Origin of the sequence: Streptomyces sp. NPDC047017, assembly GCF_040644175.1 — a bacterium.
GTDB lineage: Bacteria > Actinomycetota > Actinomycetes > Streptomycetales > Streptomycetaceae > Streptomyces.
Map to the genome: position 1 here is coordinate 124,270 of NZ_JBEYVW010000006.1, position 26,410 is coordinate 150,679.

22 protein-coding genes are annotated in these 26,410 nt (G+C 72.2%); 7 read left to right on the top strand and 15 right to left on the bottom strand.

All coding sequences use genetic code 11. From position 1 onward, the window contains the following. The first annotated feature begins 379 nt into the window (after positions 1-379). A complete protein-coding gene (locus ABZ858_RS12410; RefSeq protein WP_361375531.1) occupies positions 380-1,909 on the top strand; it encodes a UDP-N-acetylglucosamine 1-carboxyvinyltransferase in 1,530 nt (509 codons plus the stop codon). Positions 1,910-2,022: 113 nt separating this feature from the next. Here ABZ858_RS12410 and ABZ858_RS12415 read toward each other — a convergent pair whose 3' ends face one another. From ABZ858_RS12415 to ABZ858_RS12455, 9 genes are all read right to left on the bottom strand, one after another. Beyond that, positions 2,023-3,090 (bottom strand): hypothetical protein, encoded by a 1,068-nt coding sequence (locus ABZ858_RS12415; RefSeq protein ID WP_361375533.1) that lies wholly within the window; start codon positions 3,088-3,090, stop codon positions 2,023-2,025. Positions 3,091-3,167: 77 nt separating this feature from the next. Beyond that, positions 3,168-3,440 carry a DNA-binding protein gene (locus ABZ858_RS12420; RefSeq protein ID WP_361375536.1) on the bottom strand — a complete coding sequence of 91 codons (273 nt, stop codon included), beginning with the start codon at positions 3,438-3,440 and terminating at the stop codon, positions 3,168-3,170. Beyond that, positions 3,437-4,165, bottom strand: coding sequence for a hypothetical protein (locus ABZ858_RS12425; protein ID WP_361375539.1), 729 nt, complete (start codon positions 4,163-4,165; stop codon positions 3,437-3,439). The genes ABZ858_RS12420 and ABZ858_RS12425 overlap by 4 nt, the downstream gene beginning before the upstream one ends. Positions 4,166-4,177: 12 nt before the next feature. Further along, on the bottom strand, positions 4,178-6,208 hold the full coding sequence (locus ABZ858_RS12430; protein ID WP_361375542.1) for a hypothetical protein: 2,031 nt from the start codon (positions 6,206-6,208) through the stop codon (positions 4,178-4,180). Further along, a complete protein-coding gene (locus ABZ858_RS12435; RefSeq protein ID WP_361375545.1) occupies positions 6,195-6,440 on the bottom strand; it encodes an S-type pyocin domain-containing protein in 246 nt (81 codons plus the stop codon). The genes ABZ858_RS12430 and ABZ858_RS12435 overlap by 14 nt, the downstream gene beginning before the upstream one ends. A gap of 226 nt (positions 6,441-6,666) precedes the next feature. After that, complete coding sequence (locus tag ABZ858_RS12440) at positions 6,667-7,551, bottom strand: hypothetical protein (protein WP_361375548.1); 885 nt, start codon at positions 7,549-7,551, stop codon at positions 6,667-6,669. After that, on the bottom strand, positions 7,548-9,725 hold the full coding sequence (locus tag ABZ858_RS12445; RefSeq protein ID WP_361375551.1) for a hypothetical protein: 2,178 nt from the start codon (positions 9,723-9,725) through the stop codon (positions 7,548-7,550). The genes ABZ858_RS12440 and ABZ858_RS12445 overlap by 4 nt, the downstream gene beginning before the upstream one ends. After that, complete coding sequence (locus tag ABZ858_RS12450) at positions 9,722-10,645, bottom strand: hypothetical protein (protein ID WP_361375554.1); 924 nt, start codon at positions 10,643-10,645, stop codon at positions 9,722-9,724. Before ABZ858_RS12450 ends, ABZ858_RS12445 begins: the two co-directional genes overlap by 4 nt. Positions 10,646-10,782: 137 nt before the next feature. Then, positions 10,783-11,451 (bottom strand): Crp/Fnr family transcriptional regulator, encoded by a 669-nt coding sequence (locus tag ABZ858_RS12455; RefSeq protein ID WP_361375557.1) that lies wholly within the window; start codon positions 11,449-11,451, stop codon positions 10,783-10,785. A 717-nt stretch (positions 11,452-12,168) separates the two neighbouring features. Here ABZ858_RS12455 and ABZ858_RS12460 point away from each other — a divergent pair. The 4 genes from ABZ858_RS12460 to ABZ858_RS12475 all read left to right on the top strand — a co-directional run bounded on the left by ABZ858_RS12460 (position 12,169) and on the right by ABZ858_RS12475 (position 17,725). Next, positions 12,169-13,659 carry an FAD binding domain-containing protein gene (locus ABZ858_RS12460; RefSeq protein WP_361375560.1) on the top strand — a complete coding sequence of 497 codons (1,491 nt, stop codon included), beginning with the start codon at positions 12,169-12,171 and terminating at the stop codon, positions 13,657-13,659. Beyond that, a complete protein-coding gene (gene xdhB, locus ABZ858_RS12465; protein ID WP_361375563.1) occupies positions 13,656-16,067 on the top strand; it encodes a xanthine dehydrogenase molybdopterin binding subunit in 2,412 nt (803 codons plus the stop codon). Before ABZ858_RS12460 ends, xdhB begins: the two co-directional genes overlap by 4 nt. Before the next feature lies 1 nt (position 16,068). After that, complete coding sequence (gene xdhC, locus ABZ858_RS12470) at positions 16,069-16,881, top strand: xanthine dehydrogenase accessory protein XdhC (RefSeq protein ID WP_361376167.1); 813 nt, start codon at positions 16,069-16,071, stop codon at positions 16,879-16,881. Positions 16,882-17,215: 334 nt separating this feature from the next. Next, a complete protein-coding gene (locus ABZ858_RS12475) occupies positions 17,216-17,725 on the top strand; it encodes a nucleoside deaminase (protein ID WP_361375566.1) in 510 nt (169 codons plus the stop codon). 92 nt (positions 17,726-17,817) lie between these two features. Here ABZ858_RS12475 and ABZ858_RS12480 read toward each other — a convergent pair whose 3' ends face one another. The 6 genes from ABZ858_RS12480 to ABZ858_RS12505 form a co-directional block, all read right to left on the bottom strand. Beyond that, entirely contained in the window at positions 17,818-19,248 is a 1,431-nt protein-coding gene (locus ABZ858_RS12480; RefSeq protein WP_361375569.1) for an MFS transporter, read from the bottom strand. A gap of 206 nt (positions 19,249-19,454) precedes the next feature. Then, positions 19,455-20,297 carry an alpha-L-glutamate ligase gene (locus tag ABZ858_RS12485; RefSeq protein WP_361375572.1) on the bottom strand — a complete coding sequence of 281 codons (843 nt, stop codon included), beginning with the start codon at positions 20,295-20,297 and terminating at the stop codon, positions 19,455-19,457. After that, a complete protein-coding gene (locus tag ABZ858_RS12490) occupies positions 20,294-21,238 on the bottom strand; it encodes a hypothetical protein (RefSeq protein WP_361375575.1) in 945 nt (314 codons plus the stop codon). Before ABZ858_RS12490 ends, ABZ858_RS12485 begins: the two co-directional genes overlap by 4 nt. Before the next feature lie 190 nt (positions 21,239-21,428). After that, a complete protein-coding gene (locus tag ABZ858_RS12495; protein WP_361375577.1) occupies positions 21,429-21,881 on the bottom strand; it encodes a DUF6299 family protein in 453 nt (150 codons plus the stop codon). Positions 21,882-22,053: 172 nt separating this feature from the next. Next, positions 22,054-22,452 carry a RidA family protein gene (locus ABZ858_RS12500; RefSeq protein ID WP_361375580.1) on the bottom strand — a complete coding sequence of 133 codons (399 nt, stop codon included), beginning with the start codon at positions 22,450-22,452 and terminating at the stop codon, positions 22,054-22,056. Then, positions 22,449-23,624: an acyl-CoA dehydrogenase family protein gene (locus tag ABZ858_RS12505; RefSeq protein WP_361375583.1), complete on the bottom strand. Its 1,176-nt coding sequence runs from the start codon at positions 23,622-23,624 to the stop codon at positions 22,449-22,451. The genes ABZ858_RS12500 and ABZ858_RS12505 overlap by 4 nt, the downstream gene beginning before the upstream one ends. A 268-nt stretch (positions 23,625-23,892) precedes the next feature. On the opposite strand from ABZ858_RS12505, the gene ABZ858_RS12510 reads away from it, so the two are divergent. Both ABZ858_RS12510 and ABZ858_RS12515 read left to right on the top strand, forming a co-directional pair. Then, entirely contained in the window at positions 23,893-25,533 is a 1,641-nt protein-coding gene (locus ABZ858_RS12510) for an AMP-binding protein (RefSeq protein ID WP_361376170.1), read from the top strand. A gap of 15 nt (positions 25,534-25,548) precedes the next feature. Next, positions 25,549-26,379 carry a PaaX family transcriptional regulator C-terminal domain-containing protein gene (locus ABZ858_RS12515; RefSeq protein ID WP_361375586.1) on the top strand — a complete coding sequence of 277 codons (831 nt, stop codon included), beginning with the start codon at positions 25,549-25,551 and terminating at the stop codon, positions 26,377-26,379. The last annotated feature ends 31 nt before the right edge of the window (positions 26,380-26,410 follow it).

Sequence of the window (26,410 nt, forward strand, 5' to 3'; positions counted from 1 at the left end):
CGGTGGGCCCGGGTGCGGTCTTCGGTGGGTCTGGGTGCGGCTGAAACCGGTGGCGGCCGGTGGCTCTGACAGCCGAGTGAGGGCGAGCGCCGGACGCCGCGCCACGCCACGCCGGGCCTGTCGGCCCGCGCCGTGGCCCCGCTTGCCCTTTTCGTCGCCCTTGTCGCGTGAACGCGGACCGGCGCGGACCGGCTCGGTGTACGGAAATCCGGCCAACGTCGCGGAGGGTGAGGCGAGTCGACCGGCAGCGGATGAAGACGACCGGCATCGATCGCCGCCCACCGGGCACCCGCCCTGTCCGGGCAGGTCACTGACGGTGGCTCACTCGAATGGCCCCCCTTGACGGGTCCCATCTCATATCTGAGATAACCTCAACCTCATGGCAGACGACTACCTCGTACGCATCGGCAAGCTCATCCGTGACGCCCGGCAGCACCGCGGCTGGACGCAGGCGCAGCTCGCCGAGGCGCTCGGTACCAGCCAGAGCGCCGTCAATCGCATCGAGCGCGGCAACCAGAACATCAGCCTTGAGATGATCGCCCGGATCGGTGAGGCCCTGGACAGCGAGATCGTGTCGCTGGGTTACGCGGGCCCGATGCATCTGCGGGTGGTCGGCGGCCGCCGGCTGTCCGGCGCCATCGACGTCAAGACCAGCAAGAACGCGTGCGTGGCGCTGCTGTGCGCCTCGCTGCTCAACAAGGGGCGCACGGTGCTGCGCCGGGTGGCCCGCATCGAGGAGGTGTACCGCCTGCTGGAGGTGCTGGGCTCCATCGGCGTCCGCACCCGGTGGGTCAACGACGGCGTCGACCTGGAGATCGTGCCGCCGGCCGGCCTCGACCTGGACTCCATCGACGCCGAGGCCGCCGTCCGCACCCGCTCGATCATCATGTTCCTCGGTCCGCTGCTGCACCGCCTGGACCGCTTCAAGCTGCCGTACGCGGGCGGCTGCGACCTCGGTACGCGCACCATCGAGCCGCACATGATCGCGCTGCGCCGGTTCGGCCTGGACGTGGCCGCCACGGAGGGGCAGTACCACGCGGCGGTGGACCGCGCGGTCCGCCCGGACCGCCCGATCGTGCTGACCGAGCGCGGCGACACCGTGACGGAGAACGCGCTGCTGGCGGCGGCCCGCCACGAGGGGGTGACCGTCATCCGCAACGCCTCCTCCAACTACATGGTCCAGGACCTGTGCTTCTTCCTGGAGGCGCTGGGCGTGCGGGTCGAGGGCATCGGCACCACCACGCTGACCGTGCACGGCGTGCCGGTCATCGACGTCGACGTGGACTACTCCCCCTCCGAGGACCCGGTGGAGGCGATGAGCCTGCTGGCCGCCGCGGTGGTCACCGAGTCGGAGCTGACGGTGCGCCGGGTGCCGATCGAGTTCCTGGAGATCGAGCTGGCGGTCCTGGAGGAGATGGGGCTCGACCACGACCGCAGCCCCGAGTACTTCGCGGACAACGGCCGCACCCGGCTGACGGACCTCACCGTACGGCCCTCCAAGCTGGAGGCGCCCATCGACAAGATCCACCCGATGCCGTTCCCTGGCCTGAACATCGACAACGTGCCGTTCTTCGCGGCGATCGCGGCCACCGCCCAGGGCAAGACCCTGATCCACGACTGGGTCTACGACAACCGCGCGATCTACCTGACCGACCTCAACCGCCTCGGCGGCCGCCTCCAGCTGCTCGACCCGCACCGCGTCCTCGTCGAGGGCCCCACCCGCTGGCGCGCCGCCGAGATGATGTGCCCACCGGCCCTGCGCCCCGCCGTCGTCGTCCTCCTCGCCATGATGGCCGCCGAGGGCACCTCGGTCCTGCGCAACGTGTACGTCATCAACCGCGGTTACGAGGACCTCGCGGAGCGGCTGAACTCGATCGGGGCGCAGATCGAGATCTTCCGGGACATCTGAGCGCCCGGAGTCGGGCTCCGTCCGGCCCGCCGTGCCGTAGGCCGGGTCGAAGAGGCCGCCAGGAGTGGTGTCTCCTGGCGGCTCTCGGCCGGTTCGTGGATCCTGGCGGCGGCTCAGGACTTCTTCAGCGCCACAGCCATCCTCTGCAGTTCTTCGAGCACGGACACGCTCCGGAAGATGGTCTCGAAGGACGTGGTGATACGCCGGGCAGGTCGGCGCAGGTGGCGACTGGCGGTGCCGAGCAGGTTGATCAGTGCCATGCCCTCCTGGAAGGAGGCTGCTGTGGCCTGTACCTCCCAGGGGCCCATCGCCACCTGGTCCAGCAATTCCTCCGCGCCCTCCGGCCATTCGGAGCGTGGCGTGTTGCCCGCCCATTCCAGGAACACCCGGAACGCGGTGAAGCTGGCACCCATGCGCTCCGCGAAGCGTTCGGCCGCCGCCGCCAGCTCGTCGGCCGGTCCGTCGATGGCCTTGGCCAGACGGTTCAGCACGGCCGCCTTCATGCTCATCGAAGCTCCGGGATGACTGACACGGTCCATGTCCTCCCCGATCAGCTTCATCATCTCCCCGAGGTCCGTCACGGCGGCCTCCACGTCGGCCATGTCGCCGGAGAGAGCTTCCAGCTGCGCCTCGGCTTCGACGACCAGGTCGAACAGACCTGGGCCGTCCTCGGCGCCCGCCGTGCCCTCGGCCATGGTCTCCGTGGTGGTCCGGGCCGTGAGCTCCGCCGGCAGGGACGGGGCACTGTCTCCGCACAGCGCCTCCGCCGCCAGTACCTTCGCCAGTTGCTGCCGGGCGGTGACGGCGCCGCCGGGGTGTGACGGGAACGGGAGACGGTGCGTCGTTCCGGAAGCCGGGGACTGGTCGCTTCCCTCGGTGACGTGGACGGTGCACCGGCCGAGCGCGTGTCGCACCCCGAGGCCGAAGGACAGTTCAGCGTCGGATCCCCCGAGTTCCGCGATGACGACCTCCACTTCGGTGAGCATGCGCAGCAGCTGTTCCCTGGGCAGTCCGGCTTCCGTGAGTTTGTCGGCTCGCAGGAAGGTGAGACCGAGCTGTTCACAGGCGGGGCGCACCACGTCCTCGTAGAGGATGGTGGACCGGTGCCGTTCCTCCGGGAGGGACCGGCCAGGGGGGCGGGAGGGGGTCGTGCTCTCGCAGACGACGAGACAGGTGGGCATGGCGGACTCCTTCACGGTCGGTCACAGGGGGCCCTGTCGGCGGCCGGGCGGCCGACAGGGCAGGGCGAGGGCGGAAGTCAGTCGAAGAGAGTGAGCGCCACGCCGTCGGCGACCTCGTCGGCGAAGACCGGGCGTTCCTCGATGCCCAGCGCACAGAGGAGTTCGACGGTGAGCACCCGGTGGCGCCGGCCGACCCGGACCGTGCGGCAGGGGAACGTCTCCTGGGCGATGAGCCGGTAGGCGGTGCCGAGGCACATGCCGAAGGCCCTGGCCGCCGTTCGCAGATCTACGCTGACCGGAAGATCGAAGATCTCGCGGAAGGTGAGGGGCGTCTCGGCGCGGTCGGTCATCCGTTCCTCCCCGCCCGGCGCAGGGAGATCCTGGCGACCTGGCGGCCGCGGCCCGAGTAGCCGACGCTCGTGGCCGTGTCGGCCAGGCCCCAGGCCTGGGCCAGCGCGCCGAGCCGCACTCCCTCGGCCCGATGGGCGGGGACCGTGATCCGCAGGGTGGCCGAGAGTCCCCGGTGGCGTGGCGGCGGGTCGTAGTCCGCCGTCCAGAAGCCGTCCGCGTCCCTTTCGGCGAGAGCGTCCCGGGCGCTCTCCACGTCGTCCACGGCCATTTCGCGGCGTGCCTTGGGCCACGCGTCCCACGCACGCGAGCAGGCCGAACGCAGCACCTTTCCACCGGGATCGGTGTCCTGCGCGCCGACCTCCGCCAGCGCTTCGAGGTAGCAGGCGGCGAGTTCGGCTTCCACGTCTCCTCGTTCGGCACCGGACCACCGCCTGATCTTGAAGGCGGTGCGGCGAAGCCCCGGCAGCCCCAGCCATACGACGGCGGTCGGCCAGTCCTGCCCATCGGCATCGAGGTGCAGGCGCTCCGCGATCTGGCGCCACAGGGCCGATCGCGCGGCGGGGCACGCGGAACGGTCGTACAGCAGTTGGCGGGCCTGCACCAGGGTCAGCGGCGCACCGGTGCGTTCCGAGCCGTCGAAGAGGCGTAACGGGGGCATCGGGTCGATGTCCGCGCACTGGCGCTCGACGGTGGTGAAGATGCCGGGATGAGGGGGAAGTGCCATCGATCCTCCTGGTCAATCGGTGTTCGAGGCGGGGGTTTCGTCGCGCCACGCCGCCAGTGCTCGGGCCGCCAGTTCCTTGCCGGGCATCGTGTCCGGGCCTCTTCCGACGGCCAGAAGCCAGCGAAGGAATCCGGGCTGCCGCGCGGCCACCAGGCCGTCGGTCAGCCGGCTCAGTGCCCGCGTCCGGGGCTCCGCGCCGTCCGCCTCGGAACACCAGCGGACGAGTACGTCCCGCATGGCCGCGAAAGTGTCCGGGTCGTTGAGGGCATGGCCGGCCAGCTGGACCGTGTGCGACGCCGTCTCGGCATGGGCGAGGATCTGGTCGCTCCACCACCCGGGGTCCGTGTTCGCCAGTCCGGGGAAGGCGAGGGCCGTCAGAAAGCCGGGGACGCCGTCGGACTCCGTCCAGTCACGCATCCCGCGCAGGACGATCGCCCTGGCTCCGGAGTCGCCGGCTTCGAACCGCTGCGTCAGCGCTGCCGTGATGACGGGAACGACGGCCAGGTCGTCCTTGTCGTCGCTCAGCGTCTCCATGAGCCGTCGCAGCAACGGCAGGGCCTGCGCTTCCGTGACCTGACCGTGGTCCGGACGGCAGGCATGTGCCACTGCCGTGCGCAGCGGGGCCTCGGTCGCGACACTCCATCGTTCGAGCAGGTCAGCCACCGCGCTCCCGGCTGCCGGGTCGTGTACAGCCGTTCCCAGGCACCATGCGGCCACCTGGGGAGCGGGCGAGGACGGGACCGCCACCAGGTCCCGCAGATGGTCCAGGGACCGCCCGCCCGTCGCCACCGCCATGGCCGCGACCGCCCGGCCGGCCCGTTCGATCTGTTCCGCGGCGTCGTCCGGTCGGGCGAGCCAGGTGTGCAGCACCGGCAGCAGATCCGTGTGATCACGGCACAGGACTTCCCACACGGTCCCGCTCACCGCAGGCCGGAAGAAGGACACCGTGTCCGTGGTCTTCTCCCCGGCGCGTTGCACGCGGTGCGCGCCGAGGACGCGCAAGGTCTCGGACAGGGGCCGCTGACGGGCGTCACCGGCCGGACGGTCCTGCGCATCCCGCGCCAGGGGGTCCTGCTCTCCTGCCGGCCCCGTCAGGCGCAGCAGATCCCCCGCGCGCGCCGTCACGACGCCGCGGTGCAGTCCTCCGTAGACGCAGAGGGACAGCAGATGGGCGAGGAGAGCGGGATCCGTCTGGGCCCGGGCGAGGATCTCGGAGCCTTCGGCCTCGGCCAGGTGGTGCAGGACCTCGGTGGCGGAGGCTCCGCCCGCGATGCCCAGGCGTAGTACGACATCGGCCGCCTGTGCCGCGTGGCGGGGCGGAAGCCCGTCGGGCAGCAGTTGGTCGCGCCGGCCGGGTTCCAGGGCCCGCAGCCAGCGGGCGCGCGCCTCCTCGTCAGGACAGCCGTCCGAGAGACGGGCGGTGAAGACCTTCCATGGGTCCGGTGGCCGGTGCCGCACGACCGGCATGCCCAGGTGATCCTCCAAGGTGGCGACCAGCCCCGGGGCATCCGCCAGCACGATGACCAGCCGCGCCCCCGCCTCGGCCAGGCGGGCCTCCAGGCGGGACAAGTCCCATGCCCGGAGCGCGAACGGGTCCGGGGGCTCCATCACCAGATATCCGTGTACGCCGTGAGCGCGGGGCTGCCATCGGGAGATGTTGACCGCACCGTCCACCTGGACGAGCACGGGCTCCTCGCTGCCGTGGGCCAGCAGGTTGAGGGCGTGCGTCTCACGGCCGGTGCCCTGTTCACCGACGAGCACGGCGATGCCGGAGCCGAGCGCGGCGAGCGCTTCCTCGAAGCCGGGCGGCGCCACGAAACACCGCCTCGCCGACTTCAGGTAGCCGGCCCGTACGGGGCCTTGCCGCATCGGCCCCGCGCCTCCACCGCCCTCCTGCGCGGGAGAAACGCCGTGCCGTTGACCGCCCGTCATCACGCCCGTGTTGACGGTGCCGTGCGGGGCCACGACGACCATGTCCCGACCGGCCAGCGCCGCCATGAGGGCTTCGACGTCGCCTGCCAGGGGAAGCTCAGATGTCACCATCGGCTCCCCCGCCGAAGTGACCGGGAAGCTCGATGGCGGTGACGTGCTGGCCACCGTGGACCGTGCCGGTGTTGATGACGCCGCGATCGGCCCGCAGGACCGTCGCGGGAGGAGTGTCCGCCTCGTGACCGGCGTCCGGCGCCGCGGGGCGGCTCCCCACAGGCTCGGCAGCCTCCTGCGGTCGACGGAACGGAATGACATCGGCCGTGCTGGAATTCTCTTCTGGTCGCATGTCGCCCTTCAATGAACGGAACGCCCTGAAGATTGGTCGGGCGCTCGCCTCGTGGACGAATCGAGATTCCCGCACATCTGTCTGCGGAGCTGTTCCCGAGGCCCAAAAAAAGGGTGACCGCCGTCACATTTTCAGAGGTGGTTCGAAGCAGCGCACGCAAAGGGCGAGGTGCTGCCGGAAAGCAGCACCTCGCCCTTTGATTCACCTGCCGGGAAAATTCGTCGAGTCAGAATGACTCACCGGGTACCGGGCGGCCGAGCACGGAAAGCCGATCGCGCAGGAGATAAGAAATCTCCTTGCGTTCCTGATCGGTCAGCGTGCCCAGCAAACCGGCCAGTTCCTCCTGCCAGTCGGTGCGCGGAGGGCTCAGCAGGCTCTGGTGATCGACCGCCCAGTCCAGCACCTGACGCACCTGGTCGGGGTGTCTGAGCAGCCAGAGTGCCGCCAGTGACACAGGACCGGCGTGGAGTGCCTGGAGGCAGAACTCGTACTCGCCCCGGCGGCTGGGCGTCCAGGAGTAGCGGACCCCCTCGCCTTCCTCCTGGCCGAGCAGCAGTTCCTCACCGGTTTCCCGGAGCCTGACGTCGAGCACCCGATAGCTCAGGCCGGTGTCCTCCATGCGCTGCGGAGTCCCGAGACACTGCATGATCTCCGGTGCCCCGAGACCGTTGCCGGCCACCGCCTGGGCCTCGGCCAAGTGGTGCAGGACACCGGTGAGATGGGTGCGCACCACGTGCCAGCCGTGCACGGTCCTCGTGCGCACGACGCGCACCGGATCGTGGACCCACCACGAAACCCACAGGTCCACCGATTCCGTGCCGTAGACCGTGGGAAGCCCGACCGCCCTCGTGTCCACGTGCTCGGTCGCGTCCACCCGGAAGACGTCGGTGTAGTTCCCGCCCAGTACGGGTGCTGCGGCCTCGTCCGGCACGGGCACGTGGGCTCCGGTGGCTTCCGGGTCCCCGCGGCGGCCGAGGAAGAAGTAGTCCCCGGCCGCGTCCCTGAGCACCAGCGACCAGTCTCTCGCCGTGGACCAGCGATGGCTGAGGATTTCCCGCCAGGGCGGCCTGACGATCGGGACATAGAGACGTTCGGTCGACTCGTCGTTCATGCTGCCTCCCACCTCTCGCCGGCCCGCCATCTGCTCAGCGCCCTCCGCGCCACGTCCAGCCCTGCCCAGCCGTCCGAGCCCCTCTCGTCCATTTCCACGAACAGCCGGAATTCGCCGGATCGCATGGAACGAGCCAGGGCGGCGAACAGGTTCTCCACCGCGCTGAAGGATGTCTCGTCCCACTGCACCCGTTCGGCCCAGCGCAGCAACGCCGAGCAGGTCGCCTCGAACGAGCCTTCCTCGTTCAATGCGCGGCTGATCACCTCCACTGCCCGTCTCCCATCCGGAGTCCGCTCGGCAAGTTGCCGCATGAACCATTGCGGGGACTGCAGCAACTGGCTGAACAGCGAGAGCACCTGCTCCGTGTCGCCTTGCTCGGCCGCCAGCCATTCGATGACACGGCCGAACACCTGAGCCTCGTTGCCGGACCGGAACAGGCTCAGGACCGCCACGCGCACGGCCAGCAGGACGCGGCCGTCGCCCTCGGCCTGTTCGGCGCCATGACTGTCCCGCACACCGAGGAGGAGGGCGTGAAGGAGGTGCAGAGCCAGGTCGGGACGGGACAGTCCGAACTCCGCACCGCACGCGTAGGCCACCGTCGTCCGCAAGCGGAAGTCGGCTGCCGTGCTCCACCGCTGGAGGCGATAGCGCACCTCCGCGACGAGCACCGGGTCCTCGGCCGCGATGCTCAGCGCGTTCGCCGCGATCAAGCGGCTGTTCACCCGCTCGGACTCAGCGAGGGCCTGAATGTGCCGCAGTGCGCGGCGTCCGCCTCCCCACGATGCCGCCTTGCCCATGAACTGGCCTACTGGCCGGGCGAGTTCACCGGGCCGGCTCACTTCCCGCAACCATTCGACCAGGAGGTCCGACAGCTGTCCGTACTCACGCCACACGTGCCGGAGCACGGCCTCGGCCTGCCGGTGCCTGACGAACACGACCGCTTCCACGCTGTGTGTGTAGGAAGCCGCCGTGAGGATCTCGCGTTCGCGCCGGACCGCGCGGACGGCGTGCAGCAACTCCGTGAGGGACCGGCGGAAGACGAAGCCCGGGTTGGGCCGCTCGGACGTCTCGGCTCCTTGAGGGTCCTTGCCCGGCAGTACGGCCGTCAGGCGATCCTCCGACAGCCGCAGCAACCGGTCGGCTTCCTCCCTGATGAGTCGATGGTCCAGGCCCTCGTACACACAGGCGGCCAGCAAGAAGGCCAGGGCGTCGGGGTCACCGCGCAGCTTCGCCACGAGTTCGGGCACTTCCTGCTCGGCCCGGTAGCTCAGCCTGCTCTCCAGGTCACCGAGGGCATCCGGGTTCCCGTCGGCCGCCACGATGGCTGTCACCAGCTCCACCACATCGGCCGGGACCAGCTCCGGAGCCAGCAGGTCGCCCAGCTCATGGCGTCCCTCCAGCGCCGACAGCAGACGCTCCCGTTCCTCCTGCACAGGCACCACCGCCTCGAAGTAGCTGCCGAAGACCAGGGCGGGAGGCGGCGGCACGCACATCGTGGGAGTGACATGAAGGTCCTGTTCGAGGCGGCGCAGCAAGGCCGCGTCGTCGGGCAGCACGATCACCATGCGAGCCCTGGCCTTCGCCAGGAGCGAGTGCACATGTCCCAGGACACCGGGACTGAGCGGCCGGGACGGGAACAGGCCGTCCATCAGATAGCCGCGGGCCGACGCGTCGGTGGGCTGCCAGCGGTCCAGTTCGATCACGCTGTCCAGCGCGCGCAGTGGCGCTCCCTCCCCGCAGCTCGCGCGCAGCAGGTTGAGCGCCGCGGTGCGACGACCGGTTCCCGGCCTTCCGGCCAGGAAGAGCGGTCCTTGCTTCAACCGCCCAAGGGCCGTGCCGAACCAGTCGGGCCGCGCGTAGCCGAAAGCGGCGGCCCGCACCTCCGCCTCCGGAACCGGGCCTTCGCGCACCCGGCCTTCCCTCGGCCCGCGCCCTTCGTTCGCCGACCCGTTGTGGACGCGTTGCCCGCCGTGGACGGAGCCGGCGTTGATGTTCCCGCCCGGGGCGTAGACGAACGGACCGGCGACTCGCGCGACGCGGCCGATGGCGTCGATCAGTTCGGGGACGTCCTGTTCGGCCTCCGCACCGAGCGGCTGATCCCCGGGCTGGGGTCCCGGCCCGGCCGCAGGGTGGCCGGGCGGCTCCGGCGGCCGCACCCCTTCCTCCGGTGTCACCGCCGCCCCTGGTTCTTGTCGCCGCGGACCTGGTCTCCCTGGAACCCGCGGACACGGCCGGCCTTGTTGCCTTCGACGTGATCACCGGCGACGTGGTAGTTGCCCACGCTCTGCCCGCCGTGGACGGTGCCGGTGTTGATGTTGCCGTTGGGGGCGCTGTTCCTCGTGTGACGGACCTGAGTGCCGTCGCCCTTGAGGGGACCGTCGGCGTCCCGCGCCGGCTCCTGAGCGGTCTCGATGCGCGGGACCTCCTCGTACAGGGGTCCGGACGGCTGCGGCACATAGATCCAGGCCCGCTGCGAGAACGGTTTGCCGTCGACCGTCGCGGCCACTTCCACGAAATGGTCGGGGTGGCGCCCGGTGTAGCCACTGGCGACCGCGTCTTCGTAGCAGCGGTCGGAGAGGATGGCCGCGACGTGCGTGATGCTTTCCTTGTGGGAGGCGAGCACGGCTTTGACGGGACGGGAGTCGAGCAGCCGGTGCGTGTCGTTCCGCGGCGTCCCGTTGCCCCCGAACTCGTCTCCGGTGTCGGGCAGCGGACCGACGTGCAGGCTGGCCCGGAGCCTGATGGGCACCGCCCCGTGGGACAGGACGTTGTAGTCGGTCAGCACGTCCTGCAGCGTGAGCAGCAGGGGGTGGATCACGAACGGCATCCGCATGGGGTCGAACCCGAAGACGTAGCCGTCGCCGGTGGAGGCGGGGAACTTGCGGTCGTCCCAGATGTCCCGCAGCTCCGCCCTGACCAGTGCGGTCCTGAGAAGTTCGGGTACGACACGGCTGACGGCCTCGTGCTGGATCGCCGGGCGTCCCGTGAAGTCCTTGGCGTCCACGGCCAGGACACCCCGGTAGGAGGGCAGCGGACGGCTGCGGGTGTACGGGCCGGTGATCCGCTCGGGCAGCTCGCTGTTGAACTCGCGCATGTCACTCCTCTGTGAAGCCCGCCCGACCACTCGGAGACCGGGCGGGAACGCTGGTGCCTGCGGTGTTGCGCATCTGGAGCTTCACAGTGGGTGCGGAAGTGTTCTGTTCCGCAGGCCCAGAAAACGGGTGACGCGGGTCACACTTTGCTCACGTGCCCTCGCGGGCCGGTGATCGCCTTGCGCAGTCGTTCGACACTGACCACGTCGATCCGCCTGTTCCCGGCCCGCACCATGTCCGGCCCCAGCTCGTCCAGCGCTTTCGTCACGGCCTTGCGCCCCACGTCGATGTGCTGTGCCAACTGCTCCCTGGTGAGAGGGAAGGAAGCCCGTCCGCCGGACACCTCTACGAGACGAAGCAGAGCCATGGCCAGGCGTTCATGCACAGCCCCGTCGTGGACCTCGGTCTGCTCCCGTAAGCGATGGGTGGCCATCACCGCGAGCCGATCTGCGAGCTTGTGGTCGCTCACGAAGCGCCGGAACTCTTCCGGGAGGACCACCGATGCTTTGCATTTGCTCATGGCCCACACGCTGGCCAGGCGCTCGCCTCCACACTGGAGGGCCATCTCGCCGAGGATCTCACCCGGGCCGCGGAAGGCCAGCAGCCGCTTGCGTCCGTCCCGGTCACTCCGGACGACCTTCACCAACCCCTCGACCAGTGCGAGTACATGGGTTCCCTCGTCCCCCTGCGTCAGCAGCGCTTCACCCGGCAGGTACGTCTGCAACCGGTGAGACGTCAGGCCGGCCCACTCCTCGCGCGACACCAGGGCACGGAAGGGCGACACCGAAGGGATGTGATCTTCGCTCATGCGATCAAGCTAAGGGTGGATCTTGCCCCATTGGTACGGAACCTTGCATTCCGCGCTTGCGGCCACACAAAGAGGCCGGAATCTTTCCATTCGGCGAGATCGTGCCGACGGCGGGTGAACGCCCGCTCTGCGCCATACCGACGCGACGCGAGCCCTCGGCGTGGTGCTCCGGGGCGGGGGGCGTCGCTGTCCGTGACTGAGGGGGTCGGCGAGGGCTCCGGGGTGGGGGTGGGTCAGGGCGGGAGTGGGGGTCGGGTTCGGGGGGCGTGGAACAGGGGTTCGCATCTGCGGCTTAGTTCGGCTGATTTGCCTTGCAGATAAGAGGCGGGATTCCGCGTGGTGCTCTTTGTGGCGTTACCGGGCGGCCCGGCATCGGCTTGACCGAAGGTCGAGGGCGACGTATTTTCGAGCGAACCGACTCGTAAGCTGCTGGAAGGAGGCGAAGTCGGATGTCGATCATCTCCGACCTGCATCGCCTCGCGCAGCGGACCGCCTGGGTCCCGGGTCGCGTCGCACACGGCTGCTGAGCAGCCCTCTTCCCGGCGTGCCTGAAAGCGGCCCCGGTGTTTTCTGATTTTCTCGCCCGCCTGCGGCACGCTGTCGCGTGCTCATTTCCGCTTCGGGTTCTCACGCTTCAGCTTCGCCACCGAAAGAGAAAGTCCCTGAAATGGCGACTAGGATAATTTGTACGACCGCGCTCCGAAATGAGGATGTGCCATGGTAGCGGCGCGGATCACGGTCAATGGGGAGAGCACGCCGATCGCCCCGGCCGCACCCCACACAACGGTGCTGGATTTCCTGCGCGATCGCGGCCTCACCGGGACCAAGGAAGGCTGTGCCGAGGGCGAATGCGGTGCGTGTTCGGTCCTGGTTGCCCGGCCCGGGGTGAACAAGCCCACCGACTGGGTGGCGATCAATGCCTGCCTGGTCCCGGTCACGGCCCTGGACGGTCAGGAGGTCATCACCTCCGAGGGGCTCGCCACCGCCGGTGCGCCCGGCACGCCGCCCACGCTGCACCCCGTGCAGGAGGAGATGGCGGTGCGCGGCGGCTCCCAGTGCGGTTACTGCACGCCGGGCTTCATCTGCAGCATGGCCGCCGAGTACTACCGGCCCGACCGCTGCGCGCACGCGGACCAGCACGCTGACCAGGCCGAGCCGGCCGACGGCGAGGGTGCCGACGCCGAGCACGGGCCGAACGGGTTCGACCTGCACTCGCTGAGCGGCAACCTGTGCCGCTGCACCGGTTACCGCCCGATCCGCGACGCCGCGTACGCCGTCGGCGCGCCCACCGAGGACGACCCGCTGGCGCTGCGCCGCGAGCAGTCCCCGCCCGAGCCGGTCGCCACCGAGTACACCCAGGACGACAGCGTGTTCCTGCGGCCGGCCACGCTGGCCGAGGCGACGCGGCTGCTGCGCGAACGGCCCGACGCGGTACTGGTCGCCGGCAGCACCGACTGGGGCGTGGAGGTGAACATCCGCTCCCGCCGCGCCGGTTGCGTGATCGCCATCGACCGCCTGCCCGAACTGCGCGGCCTGAGCGTCGGGTCCGACCACATCGAGATCGGCGCGGCGCAGACCCTCACCGAGATCGAGCGCCGTCTCGACGGTGAAGTCCCGTTGCTGGCCGAGCTGTTCCCGCAGTTCGCGTCCCGGCTGATCCGCAACAGCGCGACCCTCGGCGGCAACCTGGGGACCGGCTCCCCCATCGGTGACAGCCCGCCGGTGCTGCTCGCCCTCGAGGCGTCGGTGGTGCTCGCCGACGCCGACGGGGAGCGGGTGGTCCCGCTGGCCGACTACTTCACCGGCTACCGGCAGAGCGTGCGCCGCCCCGGCGAGCTGATCCGCGCGGTGCGTGTTCCGCTGCCGCTGTCGCCGGTCACGGCCTTCCACAAGATCGCCAAGCGGCGCTTCGACGACATCTCCAGCGTCGCGGTCGCGTTCGCGCTCGACATCGAGGACGGGATCGTCCGCAAGGCGCGCATCGGCCTGGGCGGCGTGGCCGCCACCCCGATCCGCGCGCTGGCCACCGAGGCGGCCCTGGAGGGCAAGCCGTGGGTGACGGAGACCGTGGCGGCCGCGGCGCAGGTGCTACAGGCCCAGGGCACTCCGATGAGCGATCACCGAGCCAGCTCCGAGTACCGCGCCGCGATGCTCGGCCAGAGCCTGCTGAAACTGTACGCACAGACCACTGAGGCGGTGTCGTCATGAGCCATCTGTCCGAGCGTCCCGAGAAGCCCGTCGTCGGCGTCTCCATGCCGCACGAGAGCGCCGGCCTGCACGTCACCGGTGCCGCGCTCTACACCGACGACCTGATCCACCGCACCAAGGACGTCCTGCACGCCTACCCGGTGCAGGTCATGAAGGCCCACGGCCAGATCATCGGGCTGAACACCGAGCCGGCGCTCGCCGTGCCCGGCGTGGTGCGCGTGCTGACCAAGGCCGACGTGCCCGGCGTCAACGACGCCGGCATGAAGCACGACGAGCCGCTCTTCCCCGACGAGGTCATGTTCCACGGGCACGCGGTCGCCTGGGTGCTCGGCGAGACCCTGGAGGCGGCCCGGATCGGCGCGGCCGCCGTCGAGGTGGAACTCGACGAACTGCCCTCGCTGGTCACGCTCCAGGACGCGATGGCGGCCGGCAGCTACCACGGCGCCCAGCCCGTGATGACGCACGGCGACGTGGACGCGGGCTTCGCCGACTCCGCGCACGTGTTCACCGGCGAGTTCCAGTTCGCCGGCCAGGAGCACTTCTACCTGGAGACGCACGCGGCGCTGGCGCAGGTCGACGAGAACGGCCAGGTGTTCATCCAGAGCAGCACCCAGCACCCCTCGGAGACCCAGGAGATCGTCTCCCACGTGCTCGGCGTGCCCGCCCACGAGGTGACCGTGCAGTGCCTGCGGATGGGCGGCGGCTTCGGCGGCAAGGAGATGCAGCCGCACGGGTTCGCGGCCATCGCCGCGCTCGGCGCCAAGCTGACCGGCCGGCCGGTCAGGTTCCGGCTCAACCGGACCCAGGACCTGACGATGTCCGGCAAGCGGCACGGCTTCCACGCCGACTGGAGGATCGGCTTCGACGCGGACGGCCGTATCCAGGCCCTGGACGCCACCCTGGTCGCGGACGGCGGCTGGAGCCTGGACCTCTCCGAGCCGGTGCTGGCCCGGGCGCTGTGCCACATCGACAACACGTACTGGATCCCCAACGCGCGCGTCGCCGGCCGGATCGCCAAGACCAACACGGTCTCCAACACCGCCTTCCGCGGCTTCGGCGGCCCGCAGGGCATGCTGGTGATCGAGGACATCCTGGGCCGCTGCGCGCCGCTGCTCGGCCTGGACCCGCTGGAGCTGCGGGAACGCAACTTCTACCAGCCGGGCCAGGGCCAGACCACGCCGTACGGGCAGCCGGTCACGCAGGCCGAGCGGATCTCCACCGTCTGGCAGCAGGTCCAGGACGACGCCGGTATAGCCGACCGCAGGCGCGAGATCGCCGCCTTCAACGCCGCGCACCCGGACACCAAGCGGGCGCTGGCGATCACCGGCATCAAGTTCGGCATCTCGTTCAACCTCACCGCCTTCAACCAGGGCGGCGCCCTCGTGCTGATCTACAAGGACGGTTCGGTCCTGATCAACCACGGCGGCACCGAGATGGGCCAGGGCCTGCACACCAAGATGCTCCAGGTGGCCGCGACCACGCTCGGCATCCCGCTGCACAAGGTGCGGCTGGCCCCGACGCGAACCGACAAGGTGCCCAACACCTCCGCCACCGCCGCCAGTTCCGGGGCGGACCTCAACGGCGGCGCGGTGAAGAACGCCTGCGAGCAGCTGCGCGACCGGCTGCTCCAGGTGGCCGCCAGCCGGCTCGGCGCGAACGCCTCGGACGTGCGCATCGTCGAGGGTGTCGCGCGTGCCCTCGGCAACGACACGGAGCTGGCCTGGGACGATCTGGTGCACACCGCGTACTTCCAGCGGGTGCAGCTGTCGGCGTCCGGTTACTACCGGACCGAGGGGCTGCACTGGGACGCGAAGACGTTCCGGGGCTCGCCCTTCAAGTACTTCGCGCACGGCGCCGCCGCGACCGAGGTGGAGGTCGACGGGTTCACCGGCAAGTACCGCATCCGGCGGGTGGACATCGTGCACGACGTCGGCGACAGCCTCTCCCCGATGATCGACCTCGGCCAGGTCGAGGGCGGTTTCGTGCAGGGCGCGGGCTGGCTGACGCTGGAGGACCTGCGCTGGGACACCGGTGACGGGCCGCACCGCGGCCGGCTGCTGACCCAGGCCGCCAGCACGTACAAGCTGCCCAGCTTCTCGGAGATGCCCGAGGAGTTCAACGTGACGCTGCTGGAGAACGCCACCGAAGAGGGCGCGGTGTACGGGTCCAAGGCGGTCGGTGAGCCGCCGCTGATGCTGGCGTTCTCGGTGCGGGAGGCGCTGCGGCAGGCCGTCGCGGCGTTCGGCCCGGACGGCGTCAGTGTGGAACTGGCCTCCCCGGCGACGCCGGAGGCCGTGTACTGGGCCCTGGACGCGGCCCGCAAGGGCGGCGCGCGGCACGACGGCGACGCCGCCGCCGGCCCGGGCGACGAGGTCCGCACCGGCACCAGCGTTCTGAGCAATGCCTGACATGACCTGGGTGGCCGCGGTCGCGCGGTTGCGGGCCCGCCGGGAACCCGGCGTGCTCGTGACCGTCGCGACCGTGCGCGGTCACGCGCCCCGCCGGGCGGGTGCCAAACTCGTCGTGGGGCAGCCCGAGACGTGGGGTTCGATCGGCGGCGGGAATATCGAGGCGGTCGCGATCGACCGGGCCCGCGAGCTGATCGGCAAGCCCGATGCGGAGCCGGAGCTGATGGAGTTCGCCCTCAACGACAAGGTCACCAACCGGCACGGCGTGCAGTGCTGCGGCGGGGCCGTCACCGTGCTGCTCGAACCGCTGCCGGTGGTCCCGGCGGTGGCGGTCTTCGGCGTCGGGCACGTCGGTCTCGAGCTGGCCCGCATCCTGGCCCGCCACCACCTCGACCTGCACCTGATCGACACCCGCCCGGACATGCTCACCGACGAACGGCTCGCCGTGCTGCTCGCGGACGCGGTGGCGCAGGTCTCCGTGCACCACACCCCGCTGCTCCCGGAGGAAGTGCTCGCGGAGCTGGCGCCCGGCACCCATGTGCTGATCATGACGCATGATCACGCCGAGGACGCCGCGCTGGCCGACGCCGCCCTGCGCACCGAGGGGCTCGGCTCGATCGGGCTGATCGGCTCTTCCGCCAAGTGGGCGCGGTTCCGGCACCGGCTGTCCACCGAGGGCGGGCACGACGCCGCCACCATCGACCGGATCAAGACACCCATCGGGCTGACCGAGATCACCGGCAAGGAACCCGCCACGATCGCGGTGAGCGTCGCGGCGGACCTGCTGCGGACCTTCGAACAAGGCCGTCCGTGAGCGGTGCCTGAGCGCTGTCCGGGCGCTGTCCGAGTGGCGCCTGAGCGCTGTCCGGGCGCCCGCCCGGGCGCTGTCCGTGCCGCCCGCGAGTGCTGCCGGACGCGGTGGCCGCGGCCCCGCCGGCCGGCCCGAGCGGGCTTGTAGGAGCCTACGAAGAGCCGGTTCCAGCCTGCGGGGTTTTCATGTCTTCCGCCCCTGGCTGACTTCCGCCGGTTGGCTGTGTACTCCTCACAAGGCGGCGCTGCGGGGCTCCACTGTCACTTCGGGTGCAGTGTCCCGCGCAGGCAGGGCAGGCAGGGCATCCGGGGGTCTCCCCCACCGTTTCCTACAAGGAGTGACCGTGACGGCGCACATCGAAGAGACGAGCATCCAGGACCTCAAGGTGGTCTGGATGGAGCAGGCGATCGGGCTGGCCACCCGGAGTGTGATGAACGGCGGCGGCCCCTTCGGCGCCCTGGTCGCCAAGGACGGTGAGGTCGTCGCGCTGGGGAACAACCAGGTCACCTCGAACCTGGACCCGACGGCGCACGCCGAGGTGAGCGCGATGCGCGCCGCCTGCAAGGAGCTGGGCACCTTCTCGCTCGACGGCTGCGTCCTGATCACGTCGTGCGAGCCGTGTCCGATGTGCCTGTCCTCCGCGCTGTGGGCGCGGGTCGACGGGATCGTCTACTCCGCCGACCGGCACGACGCCGCGGTGGCCGGTTTCGACGACCGCAAGTTCTACGACCTGTTCGACAAGAAGCCGCAGTCCGCCTGGCCCACCCGGGTCGAGCACCTGGACCTGCCCAACCGCACGGCGCCGTTCGACGCGTGGCTGGCCAAGGCCGACCGCATCGACTACTGAGCACCCCCGGTCACCCGGCTGGAAACAGTCGTACGGCCGATGCCCCGGCGGCCTGCCCGCCGGGGCATCGGCGTGTCCGGACCCCCGAGGGGTCATCGGTCACCAGTCGTCATCCGCCGGACGGCGACGAAGGCCACCGCCACCAGTGCGGCGGCGGCCCAGAAGGCGGTCTGGACGGCGTGCGGCGCGGCCGCGGGGCCGCCGGGGCGGGCCAGGCCGAGGTAGACGCTGCCGAGGACGGCGACGCCGAGGGTGGCGCCCAGTTGCTGGACGGCGTTCAGCAGGCCGGCGGCCGAACCGATCTCCTGGGGCCGCAGCGGTTTCAGCGCGAGGGTGAAGAAGGCCGGGGTGAACAGCCCGGCGCCCAGGCCGACGACGGCCAGCGCGACCAGCAGGTACGTCGGATACGCCGTGGGGTCGGCCGCGTGCAGGACGGCGACGGCGGCGAGCGTGCCGAGCAGCAGCACCGCGAGTCCCACGGCCATCAGGCGGTGCCCGTGCCGCCGTACCAGATGGGCGCCGGCCGTCCATGACGCCACGGCCAGGCCCGCGGACCAGGGAGCGAGGGTGAGTCCCGCGGTCAGCACGTCGGTGCCCAGTCCGAGCTGGAGGTGGAGCACGACGACCGTCGTCAGGCCGGTCGTGGCCGCGAAGAACACCGCCGAGGCCACCAGCGCGGCCGGGAAGCCGCGGTGCGTGAAGAGGCTCGGTTCCACCAGCGGGCTCCGGCCGGCCGCGGCCGTCGCGCGCTGGTGCAGCACGAAACCGGCCAGGACGGCCGCTCCGGCCGCGATCGTCGCCCAGCCGGTCGCCGACAGCTCGGTGATGTCGGCGCCGATCAGCGGCTGGACGACGAGTCCGGTGCCGAGCACGGCCAGCAGGGTGCCGACCGGGTCGAGCGCGGGGCGGCGCGGGGCGCGGTTCTCCGGCAGCCCGGACGCGAGGACGAGCACGGCGACGGAGAGCGGCACGTTGACGAGGAACGCGGCGCGCCATGACGAGCCGAACAGGTCGGCGTGGGTCAGGACGCCGCCGAGCACCGGCCCGGAGACCGCGGCCAGGCCCATCACCGGGCCGATGCCGCCCAGCGCCCTGGACAGCTCGTCGCCGGTGAACATGGCCCTGATCAGGCCGATGGTCTGCGGAATGATCATCGCCGCGGCCGCTCCCTGCACCGCGCGGCAGGCGATCAGGACGCCCGCCGACGGGGCCAGGGCGCAGGCGGCGGAGGCCAGCATGAACCCCGTGACACCGAGGACGAACAGCCGCCGCCGGCCGGCGATGTCGCCGAGCCGGCCGCCGGTGAGCAGCAGGACGGCGAAGGGCAGGGTGTAGGCCGCCGTGAACCACTGGATGTCCTGGACGCTTCCGCCCAGGTCGTCGTGGATCGCGGGCGCGGCGACCTGGACGATGGTCGCGTCCAGCAGGTTCATCGCCTCCCCGATCAGCAGGGCGGCGAGCGCCGGCCACCGCCCTCGGTAGGGCGTCGGTGCGGCGGGCGCGTGCACGGATTCAGCGGTCATCGGAGTTCCTCGGTTCCTCTCCACCGTCGTCGGCTCGGTCGCGAGTCAGGGTGGGAGCAGGGGGCGGGGGAACTCCAGCGCGAGGGCTTCGGCGAGGGTTTCTCTCCAGCGGAGACGGGTTTTACGACGGATCGCCACACGCCGGGCGAGTACACCCGCGGCTGCCGCGCGCGGCAGCCGTACGCGGCTGCCGTACGCGGCCCCGGTCAGCGTCGAACCGGTGCGGGTGCGGCCCTCTCCGCCGGTGGCCGGGTGCGTGCGCCGTCCGCCCTGGACAGGGCGAGTGCCGCCAGGGTCTCCGGGGCGCCGGCCTGGCCCCGGATGCCGGGGAAGGCGTTGATGTCGACGATCAGCGCGGTGCCGTCGCCGCGGTCGACGATGTCGACGCCGTAGACGTCGAGCGCGAAGACCTCGCCGGCCCGGTGGACCAGGGCGGCCCAGCCGGGCGGCAGGTCGCCGGGGGCGAGGGGCAGGGTGGGGCCGCGGCCCTCCGGGGAGAGTTCGGAGCGGCGCAGGGCGGCGAAGATCCGGTCGCCGATCGCCCAGAGTTTGCGGTCCCAGCCGTCGTTGGGGGTGAAGTCCTGGACCACGACGGGCTCGTGCGGGTGGGCGGCGGCCAGTTCCCGCAGCTGTGCGTCGTCGTCCACCCGGGCGACCACGTCGTGGCGGCGGCTGTGGCGGCTCTTGACCACGACGGGACCGGGGAGCGGCGGCCCGGCGGCCAGCCGGGCGAGCGTGCCGGAGGCGCGGGTGGCGGCGAAGGGGAGGCCGGCGCGCAGGGCGTGTGCGGCCATCGCCGTGCGGTCCTGGCACAGCGCGGTGGCCTCGGCCGAGTTGAGCACGGGGGCACCGCGCTCCTCCAGGCCGCGGGCGAGGGCGAGGGCCCGCGGGGTGCGCGCCTTGAGCAGGTAGAGGTCGGCGAGCGGTCCGGGGACGCGGCCGGCCGTGTCCGGGTCCAGCACCCGCACCTCGTGCTCGGCGGCGAGCAGGGCGGTGGTGGCGGCCAGCAGCGGGTGGCCGGGCTCGGGGGTGATCAGGCCGATTCTCATCCGGTCTTGCCGACCGCCGCGGCGACCTGCGCCGGGATCTGCGGGCGGGGCAGGGCGGCGCGTCCCTCGGCGGTCGCGAGGACCCCGGGCGCCGGGTGCGCTTCCAGGGCGTCGCCCGGGACGGTGGCCGTGCCCGCGCGGGCCAGGGCGAGGACGGCGCGGGCCACCCGGGCCGCCGCGTCGGGGACCTGACGGAAGCTCGGGAAGTCGTTCACGTCGACGACCACGGGGCCGTCCGGGCCGAGGACCACGTCCACGCCGTACAGATCGAGGCCGTAGACCAGGCCGACCCGGGCGGCTATCGCGGCCACCTCGGCGGACAGCCGTACGCGGCGTTCGCGTACCGCGTGGTCCGGGTGGAGCGGGGAGCGGCGCTCGGTGGCGTACAGCTCGCCGGCGACGCTGTACACCTTGATGTCGACGCCCGAGTTGGCCACGTACGGCTGGGCGATGAGCATCGTCTCCCCCGCCAGCAGGGTGAGTGTGGCGGCGAGCTGGTCCGGGGTGGGCACGAGGTGCACGCCGCGGCCCGAGCTGCCGTCGGCGGGCTTGACGACGAGCGGGTACTCCGACTCCGGTATCTCGGCGAGGAGTTCGGGCCGGGCGGCGGCGTAGGTGGGGGGCAGCGGGAGTCCCCGGCCGCGGCCGATGGCGGCGGCCAGGGCCTTGTCGCGTACGCCCCGGATCGAGCGGGCGTCGTTGACGGTGGTCATCCCGGCCGAGGCGGCGGCTTCGAGCAGGGTGAGTCCGGGGCCGCCGGAGACCGTCTTGAGCACCCAGGCGTCATGGGCGCCGGTGCGCACCGTCTCCGTCATGCGCAGCAGGGAGCCGCCCGGCCGCACCACGTCCACCTGATGCCCCCAGGCGGTGAGCCGCCCGATCACCTCGACCGGCATGCCGTCGTGGCGGTACTGCTCCTCCACCAGAAAGCAGAGCTTCATCGTTCTTCCCCGTAACCGCCGGGCGTCGCCCGCCCTTGTCGTCTGCCGTCCGGCACCCTGTGACCCTGTATGGCGTCACAGGATGTCATGAACCGTCGTGGGAACCGCCGGTGCGGGCCTGACGGCCCCTCCGGGCGGTCCGGTGCCGGACGGGCGGACGAGCGCAGCGGCGGGCGGCCGGGCGGCCGGGTCAGTCCCGGGCGAGGGTGACGTCCTGCTGCCGTACCGCGTGGAAGCGGGGGATCAGCAGCAGGCCGGCCTGGGGGGAGAGTTCCATGAGGGTGGCCTCGACGTGGGCCGTGCCGGGCTTGAGCGCGTCCGAGGGCAGGCCGGTGTTGGTCCAGCGATGCTCTGCGCCGTCGCACACGGCCCGGGTGCCACCGATGCCGTAACGGGTGAGGGAGTCGCTCGGGCTGATGGAGGAGCTGACGAAGACCGCGCCGGCCGCGTCGGTGCAGCGGTAGGTGCCGGAGAGGGTGACGGTGCCGTCGGCCGCCAGGCGGGCCGCCGGGTCGACGGTCACCGTCTCGGTCGCGGCGCGCGGGGCGGCGGCGGCCGGGGTGGCCGGTGCGCTGAGCAGCAGCGCGGCGGCGGTCGCGGCGAGGGCGCCGAGGACGGGGCGTACGGGGATGCGGAGAGTCATGGTGTCTCCCGGTGCGGTACGGGCGGGTGAGGGGTGAGCGAGCGGGTGGGTGGGCGGGCGGATGAGCGGGCGGATGGAATGGGATATTCCACTCGTACCGGGCGGCCGTACCCGTGGCCGCGATCATCACCCCTTCGGTGGCGCGTCCGCCTCCGACACCGCACGGTGCGCGTCAGGCGAGGACCGCGAAGCCGTCCAGCTCCACTAGTGCCGCCTCGTCCCACAGGCGGACCACGCCCACGACCGCCATCGCCGGGTAGTCGCGGCCCGCCGCCCGGCGCCAGAGCCGGCCGAGTTCGACGGCGTGGGCGCGGTAGGCGGCGACGTCGGTGGTGTAGACGGTGACGCGGGCGAGGTCGGCGGGGGTGCCGCCGGCGGCGCGCAGGGCGGTGAGGAGGTTGGCGAGGGCGCGGGCGAACTGGTCGGGGAGGGTGTCGCCGACGACCTTGCCGGCCGCGTCCAGGGCGGTCTGGCCGGCCAGGAACAGCACGCGGGAGCCGGTGGCGACGACGGCGTGCGAGAAGCCGGTGGGCGGGGACAGCTCGGGCGGGTTGACGCGCTCGGTGGTCACCTGGCTTCCTCCCCGGATTCCTCGCCGGTGTGCTGCCGGGCGTACAAGTCCTTGGCGATGACCGCGCGTTGCACCTCGCTGGCGCCTTCGTAGATCCGGGGGGCGCGCACCTCGCGGTAGAGGTGTTCGAGGAGGTGGCCGCGGCGCAGGGCGCGGGCGCCGTGCAGCTGCACGGCGGTGTCGACGACGTACTGCGCGGTCTCGGTGGCCAGGAGCTTGGCCATGGCGGCGCGCCGGGGCACGTCCGGGGCCGCCTGGTCGTACGCCGTCGCCGCCGCGTACACCATGAGGCGGGCCGCCTCGGTGCGCAGGGCCATCTCCGCGACCTGGTGGGCGACGGTCTGCAGGCCGCTCAGCGGGCCCCCGAAGGCGTCCCGGCGGGCGGTGTGGGCCACGGTGGCGTCCAGCGCGGCCTGCGCCATGCCGACCGCGAAGGCGCCGACGCTGGGCCGCAGGAGGTTGAGCGTGCCCATCGCCACCCGGAAGCCGCGGTCCACCTCGCCGAGCACGTCGTCCCCGGTGACGGGCACGCCGTCGAAGTCCAGGGTGCCGATGGGGTGCGGGGAGAGCATCTCCAGCGCACCGCCGGTCAGCCCCGGCCGGTCCGCGGGCACCAGGAAGGCGGTCACTCCCCGGGACCCGGCCCCGGGCGTGGTGCGCGCGAAGACGGTGTAGAAGTCGGCCTCGGGGGCGTTGGAGATCCAGCACTTGGCGCCGGTCAGCCGCCAGCGGCGGGCGGCGGGGGCCGCACCGCCCCCGCCCCCGCCCCCGTCCGCCCGCAGGGTCAGGGCCGCCGCGTCCGAGCCGGCGCCCGGCTCGGACAGGGCGAAGGCCGCCACCGCGTCGCCTCGCGCGACCGCCGGCAGCCAGCGGTCGCGCTGGGCCGGGGTGCCGTGGGCGTGCACCGGGTGGGCGCCCAGGCCCTGGAGGGCGAGGGCGGTCTCGGCCTCGGTGCAGGCGTACGCCAGGGACTCCCGCATCAGGCACAGGTCGAGGGCGCCCGAGGTGAACAGCCGCTCCAGCAGGCCGAGTCGGCCCAGTTCGGCCAGGAGCGGGCGGTTGACGCGGCCCGGCTCGCCCTTCCGCGCGAGCGGGCGCAGCCGGCCGGCGGCCAGGGAGCGCAGCTCGGCGCACCAGGCGGACTGCTGGGGATCGAGCGAGAATGCGGGCATCCGCCGGTCCTCCCTCCCCGGGCGACCGGGACGGCCGGGCGGCCGGGGTCCTCCGGGGGGCTCCCCGTCACCGTATCGCGCCCCGTTGACTGCCGTCACCAACACGATACGCTCCCTGTGCGAGCCCACCACGGCAAGGGGGCGAACCGCCATGGACCCGACGGACGCGAGAGACGCGACGGACCCTACGGACCCGAGAGACGCGAGAGTCCCGAGGGGCCCGGCGGACGCGATGAGCGCGACGGACCCGATGGGCGCGCCGGACCCGATGGGCCCGGCCAGGGAAGACCTCCGGGACGGCACCCGGCCGCCGGCCCCCTCGGCCCACGTGGACACCTTCGCGCGCGACCGCCTCCCGCCCCCCGACCAGTGGCCGCGGCTGCGCTTCGACCTGCCGGACCTGCGCTATCCGGCCCGCCTGAACTGCGCCGCCGAACTCCTGGCCGGGGCCGGTCCCGACGCCTCGCGCCCGGCCTTCCGCACACCGGACGGGCGGAGCTGGAGCTACGGGGACCTGCGCGCCCGGGTCGACCGCGTCGCGCACCTGCTGACCGGCGACCTCGGTGTGGTCCCCGGCAACCGGGTGCTGCTGCGCGGCCCGACCACCCCGTGGCTGGCGGCCTGCTGGCTGGCGGTGCTCAAGGCGGGCGCGATCGCGGTGACCGTGCTGGCCCAGCAGCGCCCGCGGGAACTGCGCACGATCTGCGAGCTGGCCCGCGTCCGGCACGCGCTGTGCGACGTCCGCGCCGCGGACGACCTCGTGAAGGCGGAGGTGCCGGGGCTGGCCGTCACGGTCTTCGGCGGCGACGCCCACGACGACCTGCTGCGCCGCCCGGCGCCCGAGGCGCCCTACCCGGCCGTGGACACCGCCGCCGACGACGTGGCGCTCATCGCGTTCACCTCCGGCACCACCGGGCGGCCCAAGGGCTGTGCGCACTTCCACCGGGACGTGCTGGCGATCGCGGACACCTTCTCCCGGCATGTGCTCAGGCCGCGCGCCGACGACGTCTTCACCGGCAGTCCCCCGCTCGGATTCACCTTCGGCCTCGGCGGTCTCGTGGTGTTCCCGCTGCGCGCGGGCGCCAGCGCCCTGCTGCTCGAACAGGCGCATCCCCGGCAGCTGCTGGCCGCGATCGCCGAGCACCGTGTCTCCGTGCTGTTCACGGCCCCCACCGCCTACCGCGCGATGCTCGACGCGCTGGACGCCCACGACGTCTCCTCGCTGCGGCGCTGCGTGTCGGCCGGCGAGAACCTGCCCGCGGCCACCTGGCACGCCTGGCACGCACGCACCGGGGTGCGCATCGTCAACGGCATCGGCGCCACCGAACTGCTGCACATCTTCGTCTCGGCGGCCGACGACGCCGTACGCCCCGGCACGACCGGGCTGCCCGTGCCGGGCTGGTCCGCGCGCGTGCAGGACGCGGACGGCCGGCCGGTGCCCGACGGCGAGCCCGGACTGCTCGCCGTCCAGGGCCCCGTCGGCTGCCGCTACCTCGACGATCCGCGCCAGCGGGTGTACGTCCGCGACGGCTGGAACGTCACCGGCGACACCTACGTCCGCGACGGGGACGGCTACTTCCGCTATGTGGCCCGCGCCGACGACATGATCATCTCGGCCGGGTACAACATCGCAGGCCCGGAGGTCGAGGACGCGCTGCTGCGCCACCCGGACGTGGCGGAGGCGGCGGTGGTCGGGCGGCCCGACGCGGCGCGCGGACAGGTGGTGGTGGCCTACGCCGTGCTGAGGGAGGGCGCGGCGCGGGACGCGGAGGCGCTGCGCGCGTTCGTGAAGGCGGAGCTGGTGCCGTACAAGTGCCCCCGCGAGATCGTGTTCCTGGACGCCCTGCCGCGCACGGCCACCGGCAAGCTCCAGCGGTTCCGGCTGCGCGGGCGGGGCGAGGGGCAGTGATGCCGACGACCTAAAATGATCAGTGTGTCCGAGCAGCCCGCGCAGCCCGCCCCCCGGTCCCTCATCGTCACCCTGTACGGCGCGTACGGCCGTTTCGCGCCGGGTCCGGTGCCCGTCGCCGAGCTGATCCGGCTGCTGGCCGCGGTGGGCGTGGACGCGCCGTCCGTGCGCTCCTCGGTGTCCCGGCTCAAGCGCCGCGGGCTGCTGCTGCCGGCCCGTACCGCGCGGGGCGCGGCCGGTTATGAACTCTCCGCCGAGGCCCGGCAGCTGCTCGACGACGGCGACCGCCGGATCTACGCCGGCGCGCCGCCCGCGGACGAGGGCTGGGTGCTGGCCGTGTTCTCGGTGCCGGAGTCGGAGCGCAACAAGCGGCACGTGCTGCGCTCCCGGCTGGCCGGGCTCGGCTTCGGCACGGCGGCGCCCGGCGTGTGGATCGCCCCGGCCCGGCTGCACGAGGAGACCCGGCACACGCTGCGGCGGCTCGGCCTGGACGCGTACGTGGACTTCTTCCGCGGTGAGCACCTGGGGTTCGCGCCGACCGCCGAGGCGGTCGGGCGCTGGTGGGACCTGGCCGCGATCGCCGAGCGGCACACGGCGTTCCTCGACCGGCACGCGCCGGTGCTGGCCGTCTGGGAGCGGCGGACCGGCACCCCGCCCGAGGAGGCGTACCGGGACTACCTGCTCGCCCTGGACTCCTGGCGCCACCTGCCCTACGCCGACCCCGGCCTGCCCGCGCGGCTGCTGCCCGCCGACTGGCCGGGGGCCCGTTCGGCCGCCGTCTTCCGGGGCCTGCACGAACGGCTGCGGGACGCGGGCGCGGCCTTCGCGGGCGTTCCCGGCCGGTGAGCGGTTCTTGTCCGCGCCGCGCCCCCGGGCA

What these genes read in the sequence shown, in the direction of transcription:
- ABZ858_RS12410 (WP_361375531.1), top strand. Translation starts at nt 380, where the DNA reads ATGGCAGACGACTACCTCGTACGCATCGGCAAGCTCATCCGTGACGCC.
- ABZ858_RS12415 (WP_361375533.1), bottom strand. Translation starts at nt 3,090, where the DNA reads ATGCCCACCTGTCTCGTCGTCTGCGAGAGCACGACCCCCTCCCGCCCC.
- ABZ858_RS12420 (WP_361375536.1), bottom strand. Translation starts at nt 3,440, where the DNA reads ATGACCGACCGCGCCGAGACGCCCCTCACCTTCCGCGAGATCTTCGAT.
- ABZ858_RS12425 (WP_361375539.1), bottom strand. Translation starts at nt 4,165, where the DNA reads ATGGCACTTCCCCCTCATCCCGGCATCTTCACCACCGTCGAGCGCCAG.
- ABZ858_RS12430 (WP_361375542.1), bottom strand. Translation starts at nt 6,208, where the DNA reads ATGGTGACATCTGAGCTTCCCCTGGCAGGCGACGTCGAAGCCCTCATG.
- ABZ858_RS12435 (WP_361375545.1), bottom strand. Translation starts at nt 6,440, where the DNA reads ATGCGACCAGAAGAGAATTCCAGCACGGCCGATGTCATTCCGTTCCGT.
- ABZ858_RS12440 (WP_361375548.1), bottom strand. Translation starts at nt 7,551, where the DNA reads ATGAACGACGAGTCGACCGAACGTCTCTATGTCCCGATCGTCAGGCCG.
- ABZ858_RS12450 (WP_361375554.1), bottom strand. Translation starts at nt 10,645, where the DNA reads ATGCGCGAGTTCAACAGCGAGCTGCCCGAGCGGATCACCGGCCCGTAC.
- ABZ858_RS12455 (WP_361375557.1), bottom strand. Translation starts at nt 11,451, where the DNA reads ATGAGCGAAGATCACATCCCTTCGGTGTCGCCCTTCCGTGCCCTGGTG.
- ABZ858_RS12460 (WP_361375560.1), top strand. Translation starts at nt 12,169, where the DNA reads ATGGTAGCGGCGCGGATCACGGTCAATGGGGAGAGCACGCCGATCGCC.
- xdhB (WP_361375563.1), top strand. Translation starts at nt 13,656, where the DNA reads ATGAGCCATCTGTCCGAGCGTCCCGAGAAGCCCGTCGTCGGCGTCTCC.
- xdhC (WP_361376167.1), top strand. Translation starts at nt 16,069, where the DNA reads ATGACCTGGGTGGCCGCGGTCGCGCGGTTGCGGGCCCGCCGGGAACCC.
- ABZ858_RS12480 (WP_361375569.1), bottom strand. Translation starts at nt 19,248, where the DNA reads ATGACCGCTGAATCCGTGCACGCGCCCGCCGCACCGACGCCCTACCGA.
- ABZ858_RS12485 (WP_361375572.1), bottom strand. Translation starts at nt 20,297, where the DNA reads ATGAGAATCGGCCTGATCACCCCCGAGCCCGGCCACCCGCTGCTGGCC.
- ABZ858_RS12490 (WP_361375575.1), bottom strand. Translation starts at nt 21,238, where the DNA reads ATGAAGCTCTGCTTTCTGGTGGAGGAGCAGTACCGCCACGACGGCATG.
- ABZ858_RS12495 (WP_361375577.1), bottom strand. Translation starts at nt 21,881, where the DNA reads ATGACTCTCCGCATCCCCGTACGCCCCGTCCTCGGCGCCCTCGCCGCG.
- ABZ858_RS12505 (WP_361375583.1), bottom strand. Translation starts at nt 23,624, where the DNA reads ATGCCCGCATTCTCGCTCGATCCCCAGCAGTCCGCCTGGTGCGCCGAG.
- ABZ858_RS12510 (WP_361376170.1), top strand. Translation starts at nt 23,893, where the DNA reads ATGGGCCCGGCCAGGGAAGACCTCCGGGACGGCACCCGGCCGCCGGCC.
- ABZ858_RS12515 (WP_361375586.1), top strand. Translation starts at nt 25,549, where the DNA reads ATGATCAGTGTGTCCGAGCAGCCCGCGCAGCCCGCCCCCCGGTCCCTC.